This window comes from Polaromonas sp. P1_H6, assembly GCF_056405195.1.
In genome coordinates this window covers 1-19067 of sequence record NZ_JBFUCN010000015.1, presented here as the reverse complement: position 1 = coordinate 19067, position 19067 = coordinate 1, and the positions used below count along the sequence as shown (strand labels likewise).

Annotated in this window: 6 protein-coding genes and 1 other RNA gene; all 7 read left to right on the top strand. The window is 69.0% G+C overall.

Annotated elements, in window-relative coordinates; translation table 11 throughout:
- Positions 1-4: 4 nt before the first annotated feature.
- Positions 5-12526: a YDG domain-containing protein gene (locus tag AC1D1F_RS15150; RefSeq protein ID WP_477696618.1), complete on the top strand. Its 12522-nt coding sequence runs from the start codon at positions 5-7 to the stop codon at positions 12524-12526.
- Between the two features lie 121 nt (positions 12527-12647).
- Positions 12648-13682 (top strand): SPFH domain-containing protein, encoded by a 1035-nt coding sequence (locus tag AC1D1F_RS15145; RefSeq protein WP_477696617.1) that lies wholly within the window; start codon positions 12648-12650, stop codon positions 13680-13682.
- A 38-nt stretch (positions 13683-13720) separates the two neighbouring features.
- Positions 13721-15238 (top strand): DUF4178 domain-containing protein, encoded by a 1518-nt coding sequence (locus AC1D1F_RS15140; RefSeq protein ID WP_477696616.1) that lies wholly within the window; start codon positions 13721-13723, stop codon positions 15236-15238.
- A gap of 57 nt (positions 15239-15295) precedes the next feature.
- Positions 15296-15517, top strand: coding sequence for a DUF350 domain-containing protein (locus tag AC1D1F_RS15135; protein ID WP_477655915.1), 222 nt, complete (start codon positions 15296-15298; stop codon positions 15515-15517).
- A gap of 59 nt (positions 15518-15576) precedes the next feature.
- A non-coding RNA gene (locus AC1D1F_RS15130) (sX9 sRNA) lies at positions 15577-15651 on the top strand.
- A 59-nt stretch (positions 15652-15710) separates the two neighbouring features.
- The gene (locus tag AC1D1F_RS15125; protein ID WP_477696615.1) at positions 15711-17258 is read left to right on the top strand and encodes a polyamine aminopropyltransferase; all 1548 of its coding nucleotides are present in this window, start codon (positions 15711-15713) and stop codon (positions 17256-17258) included.
- A complete protein-coding gene (locus AC1D1F_RS15120; protein WP_477678538.1) occupies positions 17237-18862 on the top strand; it encodes an NAD(P)-binding protein in 1626 nt (541 codons plus the stop codon). The genes AC1D1F_RS15125 and AC1D1F_RS15120 overlap by 22 nt, the downstream gene beginning before the upstream one ends.
- The last annotated feature ends 205 nt before the right edge of the window (positions 18863-19067 follow it).

The following is a 19067-nucleotide window of genomic DNA, read 5'->3' as shown; positions in this document are numbered from 1 at the left end:
CACCATGACCACCACCTCCAATTCCCACGCCGCTTACCGTCCCTGGTCAGTGCGCACCGTGGTGGTCCGCCTCTCGCGCAAGCTCTCGGCCACCTACCGCATCCGCACCGGCCGCCGCCTGTCGCAATTGCTCGCGACGCTGCTGGCGGCCGTCTCGCCCTGGGCCACCGCCCTGCCCGAAGGCGCGCAGGTGGTGGCCGGCCAGGCCAGCGTCAGCACGCCCTCGGCCAATGCCATGGTGGTCAACCAGGCCAGCGACAAGGCCGTGCTCAACTGGCAAAGCTTCAACATCGGTACCGGCCAGTCCATGCAGTTCGTGCAGCCCGGCGCCGCCTCCGTCGCGCTGAACCGCGTGATCGGCAACGGCGCTTCGTCCATCTTCGGCTCGCTGAGCGCCAACGGCCAGGTCTTCCTGGTCAACCCTTCGGGCGTGATGTTCGCGCCCGGCGCGCAAGTCAACGTCGGCGGCCTGGTCGCCTCCAGCCTGGACATCAGCAACGGCGACTTCATGGCCGGCCGCTACAACTTCAGCGGCAGCGGCACTGGCGCCGTCAGCAACCACGGCAGCATCACCGCCGCGCGCGGCGGCTACGTGCTGCTGGCCGCGCCGCAAGTCACCAATACCGGCGCCATCAGCGCCGAAGCCGGCTCCGTCGGCCTGCTCGCGGGCTCGCGTGTGTCGGTCGACGCCTCGGGTGTGGGCCTGGTGAGTTTCTCGGTCGACGCCGCGGCCGCGCAAGCCGCCATCGACAACAGCGGCAGCATCACGGCCACAGGCGGCCAGGTCGCCGTGCTGGCCAGCGCCATGGGCGACGCGATGGCCACCGTCATCAACCAGTCGGGCGTGATACGCGCCAACTCGGCGGTGGAGCGCAACGGCACCATCGTGCTGAGCGGCGGCGCCACGGGCGTGGTCCATGTCTCGGGCACGCTGGACGCCAGCGGCGCGGCGGCCGGCCAGAGCGGCGGCACGGTGCAGGTGCTGGGCGACAAGGTCGCGCTGGACAGCGGCGCGCGGATTGACGCGTCCGGACAAGCCGGTGGCGGCACAGTGCTGGTGGGCGGCAGCTATCAGGGCAAGGGGCCGGAGCAGAATGCCGCGCTGACCCTGGTCGCATCCGACGCATTGATTGATGCCAGCGCCGTGGCTTCGGGCGACGGCGGCAAGGTCGTCGTCTGGTCGGATGGCAGCACCGGTTTCTTCGGCGGCATCAAGGCCACGGGCGGCGCACAAGCCGGCAATGGCGGCATGGTCGAGGTATCCGGCAAGAATACGCTGGCGTTCGACGGCGCTGTTGACATGAGCGCGGCGCACGGCACTGCGGGCACCTTGCTGCTGGATCCCCTGAATATCATTGTCGGCGCGGCAGGCCCGGCTACCTATGCCGATGTCAGTACCTTCGGCGCCCAGCCGGGCACTACGCAAACCGTGTCGGTTGGCACCCTCAATGCCGTCGCCGGCAACATCACGCTGCAGGCCACCAACGACATCACGCTGGGGAGCGCTTTTGTCGCGGGGGCCAACAAGAGCGTCAGCTTCGAGGCCAACAACAACATCAATATCAATGCCGCGCTCGCCACTTCGGGTAGCGGCGCTGTCAACCTGAAGGCCGACGCGGATGCGTCCGGCTTCGGCACGCTGGCGCTGGGCGCCTCCGTGACATCCCAGTCCGGCGGTATCGCCCTTTCCGGCGCGAGCATTACCAGCATCGCGACCGGCGCCATCATCACCACCGGCGCCGGCAATGCCAACGCCGGCAACGTCACCCTCAACGCCAGCGGCATCATCAACCTGGCCGGCGGCATCACCGCCAACGGCGGCGCGGCCACGGCCGGCAACCCGGGCCGCAGCGGCGGCGCCGTCAGCATTACGGGCGCGGGTGTCACGGTCGCCGCCATCACGGCCAGCGGCACTCCCGGATCCGGAGCCACGCAACCTGGCGGCGCCGGCGGCAACATCAGCATCACCTCCACCAACGGCATTGCCGCCACCGGCACCCTCGCGGCGAGCGGCGGCATTGCCGGCACAGGCGTCGCGGTGGGCGGCAACGCGGGCAGCATTACCCTGGCCAACAGCGGCGCCGGCAATATTGCGGTAGCCGGCCTGACGGCGAGCACCGGCAATGCGACGACCACGGGCGCCGGCGGCACGGCCGGCAGTGTTTCAGTGACCAACAGCGCGGCCGGCGCCAGCCTGGGCACCGGCAACATCACCACCACGGGCGGCGCCAACGGCGACGGCGGCGCCATCACGCTCAACTCCGCCGGTGCGCTCAGCGCGGGCATCGTCACCAGCAGCGGCGGAGGGACCTTGGCCAACACCTCGGGCCGCAATGCCGGCGCGATCAACATCACGGCGGCCGGCGCCATCACCGCGCTGGGCGCCGTGACGGCCAGCGGCACGGGCGCCAACACCACCGGCAACGGCGGCAACGCGGGAGCGGTTTCCATCAGCGCCGCGGGCGGCATCGCAGGCGCGACCATCGCCGCCGGCGGCGGGGGCGGCGCGGGCGCCAATGGGTCGGGCGGCAACGCGGGCGTCATCACGGTCACCAACAGCGGAAGCGGCAACATCGTGACGGCGGTGCTGGCAGCGCAAACCGGCGCGGCCACAGGCACCGGCGCCGCCGGCACGGCCGGCAGCATCGCCATCACCAACAACGCGGCCGCCGGCAACCTCAACACCGGTGCCATCAACACCGCGGGCGGCGCGGGCGGTAGCGGCGGCGCTGTCACGCTAGCCTCGCAGGCCGGCGTCACCGTGGCCGGTTTGCTGAACACCAGCGGCACCGTGCTGGCCGCCGGCACACGCGCCGGCAGCAACGCCGGCAACATCACGATCACCGGCGTAGACCGCTCCGTCACTGGCGTCATTACCGCCATCGGCAGCACGGCCAACGGCACCAACCAGGCCGGCGGCAATGCTGGTGTGGTCAGCATCACCGGCAGCGGCACGCTGGGCACCGTGGCCATCGCGGCGTCAACGGGCGCGGCCACCGGCACAGGTGCGGGCGGCACGGCCGGCAGCCTCACGCTGAACGGCACGGCGGTCACGGTCGGCGCGCTGACCACCATGGGCGGCGCCGACGGCGACGGCGGCAACATCAGCGCCACCTCGACGGCCGGCGTGCTAACGACGGGCGCCATCATTTCCAGCGGCGGCGCGGCCAATGCCGGCACCACGGGGCGCAATGCGGGCTCCGTCACGCTACAGGCTGCGGGCGGCCTGCTCACCGCCAGCACCATCACCGCCAGCGGCACCAACGGCACGCTCACAGGCGACCAGGCCGGCGGCAACGGCGCGGCGATTTCCATCACCGGCAACAGCGGCATCACGGTCAACACCCTCGCGGCCAGCGGTGGCGCGGGCGTGGGCACCAACGCGGCGGGTGGAAATGCCGGCAGCATCACGATCAGCAACAGCGGCAGCGGCGACATCGTCGCCGGAAATCTGGGGGCGCAAACCGGCAACGCGGTGGGCACCGGTGCCGGGGGTACGGCCGGCAGCATCACCGTCACCAACAACGCGGCTGCCGGCAACCTCAGCACCGCCGCCATCAACGCCTTGGGCGGCGCGGGCGGCAACGGTGGCGCGGTGACCCTGGCCTCGCAGGCCGGTGTCACCGTGACCAACTGGCTGAACGCCAACGGTGCGGCGCTGGCCGCCGGCACGCGCGCCGGCAGCAACGCCGGCAACGTCACCATCACGGGCGTGAACCGCTCCGTCACAGGCTTGATCAGCGCCATCGGCAGCGCGGCCAACGGCGCCAACCAGGCGGGCGGCAATGCCGGTGTGATCAGCATCACCGGCACCGGCACGCTGGACACGGCTGCGGGCATCGCGGCCTCGACCGGCGCTGCAACCGGCACGGGTGCCGGCGGCACGGCCGGCAGCATCACGCTGAACGGCAGCACCGTCACCACCGGCGCACTCACCACCACGGGCGGCGCCAACGCTGACGGCGGCGCCATCAGCGCCACCTCGACGGCCGGCGTGCTGACGACGACGGGCGCGATCATCTCCAGCGGCGGCACGGCCAATGCCGGCACCAGCGGGCGCAATGCGGGCGCCGTCACGCTGCAAGCCACGGGCGGTCTGCTCACAGCCACCACCGTCACCGCCAACGGCACCAACGGCACGCTCACAGGCGACCAGGCCGGCGGCAACGGCGCGGCGATTTCCGTCACCGGCAACAGCGGCATCACGGTCACCAACCTCACGGCCAACGGCGGCGCGGGCGTGGGCAGCAACGCGGCCGGCGGCAATGCCGGCAGCATCACCCTCAACAACAGCGCAAGCGGCAACATCGGCACCGGCACCTTGACCGCGCAAACCGGCAACGCGCTGGGCACAGGCGCGGGCGGCACGGCCGGCAGCGTCAGCGTCACCAACACGGCCGCCGCGGGAACGCTCTCCACCGCGGCCATCACCACGACGGGCGGCACCAAGGGCAACGGCGGCAATGTCAGCCTGTCGGCGCTGGGCCAGGTCGCCACCGCCAACAACAGCATCACCACCAGCGGCGGCGCCACCGTCAATGGCCTGGCCGGCCGCAATGCCGGCACGGTCACCATCAGCGGCGGCGGCCTCAACATGGGCACAGGCAGCATCACGGCCGGCGGCGGCGCGGCGGTGGCCACCTCTAACCAGAAGGGCGGCAGCGGCGCGGCCGTCAGCATCACGTCCACCGGAGCGGTCACCACGGCGGCCATCATCGCCAGCGGCGGTGCGGGTGGCACGACCAACGGCGATGGCGGCGACGCCGGCAGCATCAGCGTGCAGAACAACTCCACGACGGCCGGCGCGATTGCGCTGGGCGCGCTCACGGCACGCACCGGCGCGGCGGTGGGCACGGGTGCGGGCGGCGCGGCCGGCAGCATCAGCGTGAGCAACAGCGCGGCCGGCGCCAACCTCAGTACCGGCGCCATAGACAGCAGCGGCGCAGCCGGCGGCAACGGCGGCGCGGTGACGCTGGCCTCGCAGGCCGGGGTGACGGTCGCCGGCACGCTGAACACCAGCGGCACGGTGCTGGCCGGCGGAACCGGTGCCGGCCGCAATGCGGGCAATGTCACGATCACGGGCGTCAACCGTTCCGTCACCGGCCTCGTCAGCGCCAGTGGCAGCGCGGGCCTGGGCACCAACCAGGCCGGCGGCAATGCCGGTGTGGTCAGCATCACGGGCAACGGCACGCTGGATGCGGCTACGGGCATCCTGGCTTCGACCGGCGCTGCAACCGGCACGGGTGCCGGCGGCACGGCCGGCAGCATCACGCTGAACGGCAGCACCGTCACCACCGGCGCACTCACCACCACGGGCGGCGCCAACGGCGATGGCGGTGCCATCAGTGCAACGTCAACGGCCGGCGTCCTGACGGCGGGTGTCATCGCCGCCAGCGGTGGCGCAGCCAATGCAGGCACGACCGGCCGCAACGCGGGCACGGTGACCTTGCAGGCGACGGGTGGCCTGCTTACCGCCAGCAACATCTTCGCCAGCGGCACCGGCGGCTCGCCCACAGGCGACCAGGCCGGCGGCAACGGCGCGGCGATTTCCATCACCGGCAACAGCGGCATCACGGTTAGCAATCTCGCGGCCAGCGGCGGCGTGGGCGTGGGCACCAACGCGGCCGGCGGCAATGCCGGCAGCATCACCCTCAACAACAGCGGCAGCGGCAACATCGCCACCGGCACCCTGACCGCGCAAACCGGCATTGCGCTGGGCACGGGCGCGGGCGGCACTGCCGGCAGCGTCAGCGTCACCAACACGGCCGCCGCGGGAACGCTGTCGACCGCCGCCATCACCACGACGGGCGGCACCAAGGGTAACGGCGGCAATGTCAGCCTGTCCGCCCTGGGCCAGGTGTCCGTGTTGAACAACAACATCACCACCAGCGGCGGCGCCACCGTCAATGGCCTGGCCGGCCGTAACGCCGGCACGGTCACCATCAGCGGCGGCGGCCTCAACATGGGCACCGGCACCATCACGGCCAATGGCGGCGCGGCGGCTGCTGCGTCGAACCAGAAGGGTGGCAGTGGCGCGGCCATCAGCATCACGTCCACCGGGGCAGTTACCACGGCGGCCATCACTGCCAGCGGCGGTGCGGGTGTGGGCACCAACGCGGACGGTGGCGATGCCGGCAGCATCACGGTGACCAACAGTACCAGCGGCAATATCAACACTGGAGCCTTGACCGCGCAAACCGGCGCGGCGGTGGGCACAGGTGCGGGCGGCGCGGCGGGCAGCATCAGCCTCACCAACAACGCAGCCGGCGCCAACCTCAGCACCGGGGCCATCAGCACGGTGGGTGCCGCTGGCGGCAACGGCGGCGCGGTCACGCTGGCCTCACAGGCCGGGGTGACGGTTGCCGGCACGCTGAACACCAGCGGCACGGTGCTGTCCGGCGGAACCGGCGCCGGCCGCAATGCGGGCAATGTCACGATCACGGGCGTGAACCGCTCCGTCACCGGCCTCGTCACCGCCAGCGGCAGCGCGGGCCTGGGCACCAACCAGGCCGGCGGCAATGCTGGCCTGGTCAGCATCACCGGCAGCGGCACGCTGGCCGCCGCCGGGGGCATCACGGCCTCGACCGGCGGTGCGACCGGCACAGGCGCCGGCGGCACGGCCGGCAGCATCACACTGAACGGCACGGCTGTGACCACAGGCGCGCTGACCACCACCGGCAGTGCCAACGCTGACGGCGGTGCCATCAGCGCCACCTCCACGGCCGGCGTGCTGACGATGGGCGCCATCATCTCCAGCGGCGGCACGGCCAATGCCGGCACCAGCGGACGCAATGCAGGCGCCGTCACGCTGCAGGCCGCAGGCGGCCTGCTCACCGCCAGCACCATCACCGCCAGCGGCACCAACGGCACGCTCACAGGCGACCAGGCTGGCGGCAACGGCGCGGCGATTTCTATCACCGGCGACAGCGGCATCACGGTTAGCAATCTCGCGGCCAGCGGCGGCGCGGGCGTGGGCACCAATGCCGCCGGCGGTAGTGCCGGGAGCATCGCGGTCAACAACAGCGGCAGCGGAAACATCAGCACCGGCACCTTGACCGCGCAAACCGGCAATGCCTTGGGCACAGGCGCGGGCGGCACGGCCGGCAGCATCAACGTGAGCAATGCCGCAGGCAACCTCACGGCAGGCACCATTACCACGCTGGGCGGCACTTCAGGCCATGGCGGCAATGTCAATATCTCGGCCGCCGGCGGTACTGTCGCCGTGGGCGCCATCAACACCACCGGCGGCGCGGCCATCGGCACGGCCAACGGCCGCAATGCCGGCACTGTGGACGTCTCGGGGGCCGGTGTCACCACGGCCGCCATCTCGGCCAACGGCAGCAACGGCAGCGGTACCGGCGTGGGCGGCAACGGCGCCGCGATCAACGTGAATTCCACGGCGGCCATCAGCAGCACCGGCACGCTCAGCGCGATCGGCGGCAACGGCGTGGGCATCGGCCAGGCCGGCGGGCAGGGCGCGGCGGTATCGGTCGTTTCGACGGGCGGCAATGTGTCGGTCGCGGCGATCACGACAAGCGGCGGCAATGCCGGCGCTTTGGGTGCGGCGGCGGGCGGCAATGCCGGCGGCATCACCCTCGATGCGGCGGGCGCCACGCCCACCATCACGCTGGCCGGCGGCCTCACGGCGCTGGGCGGCAACCAGGTCGGTGCCGCGGTCTCGGGCGCAGGCGGCGCGATCCGCATCAAGGACGATGCCCTGCTCAATGCGGCCAGCATCACGCTGGATTCGCGCGGCGGCAATGCCGGCGTCGGCGTCGGCGCCAACATCCAGTTCGACGGCGCGGTCAACAGCCTGGCTTCGGGCCGCGCGCTGGTGCTGCAGGCGGGCAAGGGCGATGTTGCCATTACCGGCACCACGGGCGCCAGCCTGGCCCTGTCGGCCCTGACGGTGACCGCCAACGACATCGCCGTGGGTGCCATAGGCGGCGCCTCGGCCGGCGTCAGCGGCGCCACCTCGCTGACGGCCACCACCAACGGCGCCGACACCGGCGACATCAGCCTGAACGGCGCGCTCAACGTCAATGCGCTGACGCTCACGGCCGGCAGCGCTCTCACGCAGACCAGCGCCATCAAGGCCACCACCGCCACCCTGGCGGTGGGTGCCGGCAACAACATCGCGCTGAACAACGCGGGCAACGATTTCAGCGGCGCGGTGTCGGTGGTCTCGGGGCTCAACGTCAGCCTCGCGGACGCCAACGCGCTGGCGCTGGGCACCTCCACGGTCTCCGGCACGCTGACGGTGAACACGGCCGGCGCCATCACACAAACCGGCGCCCTCACCGTGACCGGCGCGACCACGCTGGCTGCCGGTGCGACCAACGACATCACGCTGGCTAACGCCGGCAACAATTTCTCCAGCGTGGCCGTCACCAGCGGCAACAACGTTTCGCTGCGCGACAGCAACGCCATCGCTCTGGGCGCTTCCACGGCCGCCACCAGCCTGACGGTCGTGGCCGGCGGCGCCATCACCCAGACGGGTGCCATCACCGCGCCCACGCTGGTCGCCAAGACGCTGGTCAACGCCGGCGCCGCGATCACGCTGAACAACGCCGGCAACGAAGCCGCCAGCGTGGACCTGCGCGCGCGCGATGCCGCCGATGCGGTCAATGCCGCCGGCGCAATTTCCTACCGTGATGCCACCGGCTTCAATGTGGCCGCGGTCAACACCACGGGCACGCTGGCGCTGCAATCCAACGGCAACATCACGCAGTCGGGCGCCGTCACGGCCGCCTCGCTGGCGGTGGCCGGCACCGGCGCCGGTTCGCTGAATTTCGGCACCCAGGCCAACGCCATCGCCGCCCTCAACAGCATCACGGCGGCCGGCGGCTTCGCGCTGAACAACGGCAACAACGGCGTGACGCTGACGGGCAACCTCGGCACCACCAACAGCGCGGTCTCCATAGACACCGGCACCGGCAGCTACACGCAGAACAACTTCGACGTGACCGCCGGAACCGGGCCCATCACGATCACGGCCGACACGGTCGCCATCGCCGCGAACACCGGCAACAACGCGCTGGCCACCAGCGGCGTGCTCACACTCAAGGCCAAGACCGCGAGCCGCACCATGTCGCTGGCGGGCGCCGCCGGCTTTGACCTCACGGCCGCGGAAATCACCGCTTTTGCGACAGGCGCCACCGGTCCCATCGTGATCGGCGATACGGCCAGCACCGGCGTGATGACGATAGGCGGGCCGGTCGCCCTGGCCGGCAAGACGCTGACGCTCAATGCCGGCTCCATCACCGATGTGGGCGTGCAGACCATCACCGCGCAGAACGTTTCGCTCAACGCCAACGGCCAGATCGGCACGGACGCCAGCAACGGCATCGACATCGCAGCCACCAACCTCAGCGTCAACACCACGGGCAATGCCAACGCCTTTGTGCGCAGCGCGGGCGCCGTCAACCTCGGCGTGGGCGCTACGGCCTCCAACGTGGGCAGCGGCACGCTGGACCTGGCGGCGCTGGGCGCGGTCACCCAGACGGCGGGCACGGGCAACATCACGGCCGGGACGCTGAAGGTCAAAACGCTGGTCAATGCCGGTGCCGCCATCACGCTGAACAACAGCGGCAATGCCGGCACGGCCATCAACCTGCAGTCGCGCAATGCCGCGGACACGGCCAACGCGGCCGGCGCCGTCCAGTACGCCAGCGCGGGCGGATTCGACGTGGCGGCGATTGCCACCACCGCCAACGCCACCTTGTCCGCCGGCGGCGCCGTCAGCCAGTCCGGCGCTATCGCGGCCTCGGGGCTTGCGCTGACGGGCACAGGCGCCTATACGCTTACCAACGCGGGCAACGCCGTCACCACGCTGGCCGCCAGTACCGGCAGCGTGGACTACAAACAGGCCGGCGCGCTGGCCGTGGGAACCGTCGGCGCCACCGCCGGCGTGACGGCGAGCGGCACGGTCAAGATTGAAACCACCGGTGCGGCCTCCAACCTCACGCTGAACAGCGCCGTGAGTTCCTCGGCCACCGGCGATGCCGTGGTCTTGAAGGCCGGCAGCGCCAATGCCGCCGGCGTCAGCACCGGCGGCCAGCTCATCAACAACGTGGGTGCGGGCGGCATCGTGGCCGCATCCGGGCGTTACCTGGTGTACAGCGGCGACCCCGGCGCCACGCTCGAAGGCGTCGCCGGTTACAGCAAGCGCTACAACAGCGATGCCAGCTATGTGCCGGCCGGCAGCGCGAACACTTTCCTCTACCGCATCGCACCGACCTTGACCGTCACCGCCGACAACAAGAGCAAGGTCTACGGCGACACTAACCCGCTGCTCACCGGCGTGGTGGGCGGCCTGATTGACGGCGACACCGTCGCCGGCCAGGGCGTGAACTACACGACCACGGCCGTCGACCGGACCGCCGTGGCGGCCGGCCCGGTGGCCATCACCGCGGGCGTGGGGGCCAACAGCGAAAACTACACCCTGGCCCTGACCAATGGCGCGCTCACCATCACGCCGCGCGCGCTGACGGTCAGCGCCACCGGCCAGAATCGCGTGTACGACGGCGGCACCACCGCGACCGTCACGCTCGCTGACAACCGCCTCAGCGGCGACGTGCTGACCGCGAGCAATACGGCAGCCAGCTTCCTCGACAAGAACGTCGGCACCGGCAAGACGGTGAACGTCAGCGGCATCGGCATCACCGGCACCGACGCCGGCAACTACAGCGCCAACACCACCGCCGCGACCACGGCCGACATCACGCAGCGCGCGCTCACGGTCAGCGCCACCGGAGTCAACAAGGTCTACGACGGCAATATGACGGCCGGCGTGACCCTGGCCGACAACCGCGTCGCCGGCGATGTGCTGACGGCCAGCAACACGGCGGCCAGCTTTGGCGACAAGAACGTGGGCACCGGCAAGGCCGTCAGCGTGAGCGGCATCGCCCTCACCGGCACCGACGCCGGCAATTACAGCGTCAACACCACCGCCGCGACCACGGCCGACATCACGCAGCGCGCCCTCACCGTCAGCGCCACCGGCCAGAACCGGGTTTACGACGGCGGCACCGTTGCCACTGTCACTTTGTCCGACAACCGCGTCGCGGGTGATGTGCTCAGCGCCAGCAATACCGCTGCCAGCTTTGGCGACAAGAACGTGGGCACCGGCAAGGCCGTCAGCGTCAGCGGCATCGGCCTCACTGGCACCGACGCCGGCAACTACAGCGTCAACACCACCGCCGCGACCACGGCCAATATCACCCAGCGCGCCCTCACGGTCAGCGCCACGGGAAGCAACAAGGTCTACGACGGCAACACCACCGCTGGCGTGACCCTCGCGGACAACCGCGTCGCGGGCGATACGCTTACCGCCAGCAACACGGCCGCGAACTTCGCCGATAAGAACGTCGGCATCGGCAAGGCCGTCAGCGTGGGCGGCATCGCCATTACCGGCACCGACGCCGGCAACTACAGCGTCAACACCACCGCGGCCGCCACGGCCAACATCACGCAGCGCGCCCTCACGGTCAATGCCACGGGAAACAACAAGGTCTACGACGGCGGCACCGCCGCCGGCGTGACCCTGACGGACAACCGCGTCGCGGGCGACGTGCTCAGCGCCAGCAATACCGCTGCCAGCTTCGCCGACAAGAACGTCGGCACCGGCAAGGCTGTGAGCGTGGCCGGCATCGGCATCAGCGGCACAGATGCCGGCAACTACAGCGTCAACACCACGGCGGCGACCACCGCCGACATCACGCAGCGCGCCCTCACGGTCGGCGCCGCGGCACAAAACAAGGTGTACGACGGCGGCACGGCCGCAACGGTGACGCTCAACGACAACCGTGTTGCCGGCGACGTGCTCGCCGCCAGCAACACGTCGGCGGCCTTCACCGACAAGAACGCCGGCATCGGCAAGACGGTGAACGTCGGCGGCATCGCCATCACGGGTACCGACGCCGGTAATTACAGCGTCAACACCACGACCACCACCACGGCGACCATCACGCCGGCCTCCATCGCCAATGTCAGCGGCATCACCGCCGCCGACAAGGTGCAGGACGGCACCACGGCCGCCACGCTGGCGACCGGCGCCGCGGCCTTTACCGGCCGCATAGGCGCGGACGTGCTGACGGTGGGCGCCGCGACCGGCAACTTCGACACACCCGCGGTCGGCAGCGGCAAACCCGTCAGCATCACCGGCATCACGCTGTCGGACGCGGACGCCGGCAATTACGTGCTGCTCAACACCACGGCCGCGACCACGGCCAACATCACGCCGGCGCCGGCCAATATGGCCGAGCGGACCGGGGATTTGCGTGTCGTCAACGGCACCGCGCTGCCGGTGCTGGAAGCCGACGACCGGCGTGAACAGGCCTTCCGCCGCGCGGCCGGCATACGGAGCACGCAGGAACTGGCCGAGACGACGGAAGCACCACCCTTCCGCCTGGCGGGCTTTCCCGACACGCCCAATGCCGCCAATCCGGCGCAGGGCGACTGCACCGTCGGGGCCGGTACCGTGAATTGCCTGGCCGGCGTGCCGCAGGCGGGCTCGGGGCAGTAAGCGGCGCCATCCGGCGTTGACCTGGCCCGTCTGCGCTTGCGGACGGGATTCACCGCCTGATGTCGTTTTCGCCGGGTATCATGTGGCCGACAACTCACTTCATAGCAAAGGGGAGCGCGCCATGGCACTAATGGACTTCATCAAGAAACAGTTCATCGACATCATCCAGTGGACCGAGGACGGCGACGGCACCTTGGCCTGGCGTTTCCCGATGGCCGACATGGAGATCCAGTACGGTGCCTCGCTCACCGTGCGCGAGTCGCAGATGGCGGTGTTCGTCAACGAGGGCAAGGTCGCCGACGTCTTCGGCCCCGGCATGTACAAGCTGACCACGCAGACCATCCCGGTCCTGACCTACCTCAAGAACTGGGACAAGCTATTCGAATCGCCCTTCAAGAGCGACGTTTACTTCTTCAGCACGCGCCAGCAGATCGACCAGAAGTGGGGCACGCCCCAGCCCATCACAATCCGCGACAAAGACTTCGGCGCCGTCCGCCTGCGCGCCTTCGGCAACTACAACTTCCGCATCGCCGACCCCAAGCTTTTCCACACCGAGATCTCGGGCACGCGCGAGCGCTACAGCACGGCCGACCTCGACGGCCAGCTGCGCGGCCTGGTGCTGCAGAATATTTCCAACGCCATCGCCTCCAGTGAAATCGCCTTCCTGGACCTGGCCGCCAACCAGCTGGCCTTCGCGCAGGCGCTGGTCACGCAACTCACACCCGAGTTCGCCAAGATCGGATTGAAGCTCGAGGGCATGACGGTGCAGAACGTCTCGCTGCCCGAAGAGCTGCAAAAAATCCTGGACCAGAAAATCGGCATGGGCATGGTCGGCAACGACATGGGCAAGTTCATGCAGTACCAGACGGCGCAGGCGATCCCGAAGTTCGCCGAGGGCGCAGGCGGTGGTGGCGGCATTGCCGGCGACGCCATGGGCCTGGGCGCCGGCGTGGCGCTGGGCCAGGTGCTGGCGCAAAACCTGCAGCAAGGCCTGCAGGGCAATCCTGCGCAGGCCGCCGCGGCGGCTGCCGCCGCCGTCAAGCCCGACGACGTGATGGCCACGCTCGAGAAGCTCGGCGAACTCAAGGCCAAGGGCATCCTCACGCAGGAAGAGTTCGACGCCAAGAAGGCCGAGCTGCTCAAGAAGCTGGTCTGATGCCGGTTCTGCCGCGCATCGTTCACTGACCGCCCATCTTGGCATCCGAGCCCCAGCAACGCGCGTACCGCGCGCCGTGTCCCGGCTGCGGCGCGCCCGTTGAATTTCGCAGCGCGCAGTCCACGCACGCGGTTTGCGGCTATTGCCAGAGCACGGTCGTGCGCGATGGCGACACCTTGTCGCGCATCGGCAAGATGGCCGAGCTGTTCAATGACTTCAGCCCGCTGCAATTGCAGGCCTCGGGGGTCTGGCAGGGCCGCAACTTCACGCTGGTCGGCCGCCTGCAATATCGGTACGCGCAAGGCACCTGGACCGAGTGGTACGCCGTGCTGGACGACGGCAAGCCGGCCTTCCTGAGCGAAGACAACGGCGCTTACGTTTTCAGCCTGCCCACCAGCCTGAAGCGCGAGGTGCCGCCGGCCCAGAGCTTCCGCGTCGGCGCCACCACCGCCATCAACGCCAAGCCCTTCAGCGTGGCGTCGAACGAGGGCGTGTCGCTGCTGTCGGCGCAGGGCGAGCTGCCGCGCCTGCCGGCGCTGGGCGCGCCTTTTGCGATGGTCGAATTGCGCAGTGCCGACGGCGATGTGCTCAGCATCGACTACGGCATGGTGGCCGGCGGCGGGACGCCCGCGCTGTCGCTGGGCCGTGCCGTGCTGCTGGACGAGCTCAAGCTCAGCGGCCTGAAGGACGAATCCGCCAAGGACGAAAAAGGCAAGCAGTTCAGCTGCCCCAACTGCGGCGCGCCGGTCGAGGTCACGCTGGCCGGCAGCAAAAGCATCACCTGCCGCTCCTGCAACAGCATCATCGACCTCACGCAGGGCACGGGCGCCGCGCTCAAACATGCGATCCAGGACGAGCCCGTCAGCCCATTGATCGCCCTGGGCAGCATAGGCCAGCTGTCGGGCGCGCAATGGCAGGTCGTGGGTTTCCAGCACCGCATGGGCTACGAGGCCGACGACCCGGACGAGCATTTCGGCTGGGACGAATACCTGCTCTACAACCAGAAGCGCGGGTTTACGTTTCTGGTCGATGCCGAGGACGGCTGGAGCCTGGTCAAGCCCATCACCGGCGCGCCCATCTTCAAGCCCGGCGAAAACAGCGCCGTTTACCTCAAGACGAACTACCCGCTGCAAAGCAGCTACCAGGCCGAAACCAGCTATGTCGCCGGCGAGTTCTACTGGCAGGTCCAGCGCGGGCAAAAGACGTATAACCGGGACTTCCGCAGCGGCAGCGCCTTGCTGTCGCAGGAAGAAGCGCCCCATGAAATCACCTGGTCCAGCGGCAGCAAGCTGGACGGCGAGCTGGTCGCCAAGGCCTTCAAGCTCGACGGCAAGAAGGATTTGTTCAAGCGCGAAGACGCCAAGCCGCTGAGTGGTGCCGCCGGCATGGGCTGCGGCACCATCATCGTGGTGGTGCTGCTGATTTTGCTGTTCCTCTTTCTGATAGGCCGCTGCTCAAGCTGCGACCCGAAGATTGAAAATTGCTCCTCCTCCAGCAGCGCGCGCAGTTCCGGCGGCTCGTTCGGCGGTTTTTCCGGCGGGGGCGGCCACAAATGAAGGCTGCCTCTTTTTGTTTCTTCTGTTCAACCTGGCAGACTTTTTCTGGAGACCATCATGGGACTTGAATGGCTTAAACCCGCCGCTTTCCTCGGCTCGATTTTGTTCGCGCTGATCGGCGTGATCATCTTCTGGCTGAGTTTTGTCATCATCGACAAGATCACGCCTTATGACTTGTGGCTGGAAATTGTCGAGAAGCAGAATGTGGCGCTGGCGCTGGTCGTCGCTGCGATGGCGCTGGGCATTTGCATTATCGTAGCCGCCGCCATCCACGGCTAGGCTCGTTCCGGGCTACTGCGCGGACCGGGGGCGGCGTTGGTCCGGTGCTCGGAATCCTCACGTACCTGAAGTACGTTCCGGTTCCTGTGCTCCGTCCGCCTTGCCCGCGGCCCGCTCGCTACGCCCTGTGCGCCGCCGTTGATCGGCTCGCTGCGCGTCGCCTCACTTACTCTCTGCAATCATCTGCTCTGCCTTGAACACTGAAACCCCCTCCACCACCCCACCGCGCCCCCTCGAGGTCGCGCTGCTGGCCAGCGTCTTTGTCGTGGCGGCCTGTGGGCTGGTGTATGAGCTGGCGGCGGGGGCTCTGGCTTCTTACCTGCTCGGTGATTCGGTGCTGCAGTTTTCCACCATCATCGGCAGCTATCTGTTCGCCATGGGCATCGGGTCCTGGCTGTCGCGGTTTTTCGAGCGGCAGCTGCCGGCCCATTTTTTGCGCATTGAGTTGATGGTGGCGCTGGTCGGTGGGGCCTTGCCGGCCGTGCTGTTCCTGGCGAATGCTTATGTCCCCGGCGCGTTCCGCTTTCTGCTGTATGCCATGGTGCTGCTGGTGGGCACGCTGGTGGGGCTGGAGATTCCGCTGGTGATGCGCATCCTGCGGCGCAACGTCGCGCTCAAGGAACTGGTCTCGCAGGTGCTGACCTTCGACTACCTGGGCGCGCTGGCGGTGTCGCTGGCGTTTCCACTGGTGCTGGTGCCGCAGCTGGGCCTGATCCGCACCGGCATGCTGTTTGGCCTCATGAACGCGGCCGTCGCGCTGTGGGCGCTGTGGCTGTTCCGCCATGAGCTGCGGCACGTCAAGGCGCACGCCATGGCCTGCCTGGCGGTGTTGTGCGCACTGGGCGCCGGCTTTGTGGGCGCGAACCAGATCACCACGCTGGCCGAAGACCATTTTTACCAGGACCGCGTGGTCTTCACCGCCACCACGCCTTACCAGCGCATCGTGGTGACCAACGGCCGCGGCGGCCACCGGCTGTTCCTCAACGGCAACCTGCAGTTCGCCGAGCGCGACGAATACCGTTACCACGAAGCGCTGGTGCACCCGGTGATGAGCGCGCACGGCGCCCCCAAAAAAGTCGCCGTGCTGGGCGGCGGCGACGGCATGGCGGTGCGCGAGATCCTCAAGTACCTCGGTGTGGAAAGCATCACGCTGGTCGAGCTGGACCCGGCCATGACCGATCTCTTCAGCCAGCAGCCGGCCTTGAAGCGCCTCAACGGCGACGCCTTGTTGTCGCCCAAAGTGAAGGTGGTGAATGCCGACGCCTTCCAGTGGCTGGACAAGAGCGCGGACATGTTCGACATCATCGTGGTCGACTTCCCCGACCCCACCAATTTTTCGATCGGCAAGCTCTATACCAACTCGTTCTACGCGCTGCTCGACAGCCACCTTTCGGCCAGCGGCTATGCGGTGATCCAGACCACCTCGCCGCTGGTGGCGCGCCGCAGCTACTGGACGGTGGTGAACACGCTGGAGGCCGTGGGCCTGAAGACCGCGCCTTACCATGCCAATGTGCCCAGCTTCGGCGAATGGGGTTTTGTGGTCGCCAGCCGACGGCCTTTCAGCCCCGCGACACAAGCCGGCGCCCTGCCCTCCGGCCTGCGTTTTCTGGACCCGCAAACCCTGCCGCTGCTGTTTGATTTCCCGGTCGACATGGCGCGCGTGCCGGCGCCCGTCAACCGGCTCTCCAACCAGGAGCTGGTGCACAGCTACGAGCAGGAATGGGGCAAGGTGCTGCGTTGAAGCGCCGTGATTTTTTGGCAGCGTCCGCGTTGCCATTGGCGCTGGCCGGCTGCAAAGAGGCTCGGCACATCGACGGCGGCTTTATCGGCGTGAACCACGAACGCGGCCACACGCTGCGCCCGTCCGCTAACGGCGAAACGCGTGCCTGGCCCTCCCCTTCGGTCACCCGGCGCACCCGTGTGCTGATTGCCGGCGGCGGTGTCGCCGGCCTCGCGGCGGCGCGCGCGCTGCGCCTGCGCGGCATGAATGATTTCGCGATGCTGGAGCTTGAGGACAGCGCCGGCGGCAACAGCCGCGGCGGCGTGGTCGGCGGCCTGCCTTGTCCGCTGGGCGCGCACTACCTGCCGGTACCCGGCGACGGTGCACGCGAGGTGCAGGATTTTCTCGAAGAGCTGTCGCTGCGCCGGCGCGTGGCCGGCCGCTGGGAATATGACGAGCGCCACCTGTGCCACAGCCCGCAGGAGCGCCTCTTCATCAACGGCCAGTGGCAGGAGGGCCTGCTGCCCCAGCAGGACATGGACGTCGCGCTGCTGGCCGACTACCAGCGCTTTGCGCGGCTGGTGCGGCAGGCCGCGGAAGCCGCGCCCTTTTCGATTCCGCTTTCCGGCAGCGCACCGCCGCCGCCGCACCGCGTGCTGGACAGCCTGACTTTTGAAGCCTGGCTGGACCAGCAGCAGCTCACGCGCGCGCCGCTGCGCTGGTACCTCGACTACTGCTGCCGCGACGACTACGGCGCCGGCCTGGACACGGTTTCGGCCTGGGCCGGCATCCATTATTTCGCGAGCCGCCACGGCTTCCAGGCGCCCGGCGAGCCGCCTTCGGCCGAGCGCGACGCCGGCGTGCTGACCTGGCCCGAAGGCAACGGCTGGCTCACGCGGCAACTGGCCGCGCCGCTGGGCGAGCGCCTGCATACCGGCCGTGTGGTCATCCGCGTCGCCGCGGGCCGGCACGGCGTGGAGGTCGACGCCTTCAACGCGGCCACGCAGGCCGTGGAACGCTGGCAGGCCGAGCACTGCATCCTCGCCCTGCCCTTGTTCATCGCCGCCCGCGTCGTGGAAAGCCCCCCGCCCGCGCTGCGCGAAGCCGCCGGCCAGCTGCGCTATTCACCCTGGCTGGTCGCCAACCTGCACATTGATTCAGCCCTGCACGACCGGCCCGGCGCCGCGCCCAGCTGGGACAACGTGGTCTACGGCGACAACCCCGGCCTGGGGTACGTCGACGCCACGCATCAGAGCCTGCAAGCCGTGCCCGGTGCCACGGTGCTCACGTATTACCGCGCTTTCGGCATTGGGGCGGCTGGTCGCAAGGCCCTGTATGAGCGGCCCTGGACGCACTGGCGCGACAGTGTGCTCACCGAACTCTCGGTGCCGCATCCCGACCTGCCTGGCAAGGTCACGCGCATGGAGGTTATGCGGTACGGGCATGCTATGAGTACGCCCGTACCGGGGGTGCGGAGCAGTTCGGCGCTGCGGGCCTTGCAAGACGCTTTGCCTTTGCCTTGGCGGCGGCTGCATTTTGCGCATGGTGACTTGTCTGGGTATTCGGTGTTTGAAGAGGCGTTTTCTCAGGGGCATAGGAGAGGCGCGTCTTTGGGATTGGTTTGAGGGGTTTCCGACGGAGTGGTCTTCTCTTGGTTCTGCTGGCCGGGGGTTGCCCGGCTGCAAGTAACTTTCTTTTGCTTCGCCAAAAGAAAGTCACCAAAGAAAAGGCGACCCGCAGTCTGGGTCCCTACGCTTCGCTGCGGGCAACCTGCGGTGCTCGACTACGGCGGGGTCTCGCGCAAACTCGCTTCGCTCAGACAAGCGCGAT

Coding starts and splice junctions, on each gene's coding strand:
- AC1D1F_RS15150 (WP_477696618.1), top strand. CDS start 5: ATGACCACCACCTCCAATTCCCACGCCGCTTACCGTCCCTGGTCAGTG.
- AC1D1F_RS15145 (WP_477696617.1), top strand. CDS start 12,648: ATGGCACTAATGGACTTCATCAAGAAACAGTTCATCGACATCATCCAG.
- AC1D1F_RS15135 (WP_477655915.1), top strand. CDS start 15,296: ATGGGACTTGAATGGCTTAAACCCGCCGCTTTCCTCGGCTCGATTTTG.
- AC1D1F_RS15120 (WP_477678538.1), top strand. CDS start 17,237: ATGGGGCAAGGTGCTGCGTTGAAGCGCCGTGATTTTTTGGCAGCGTCC.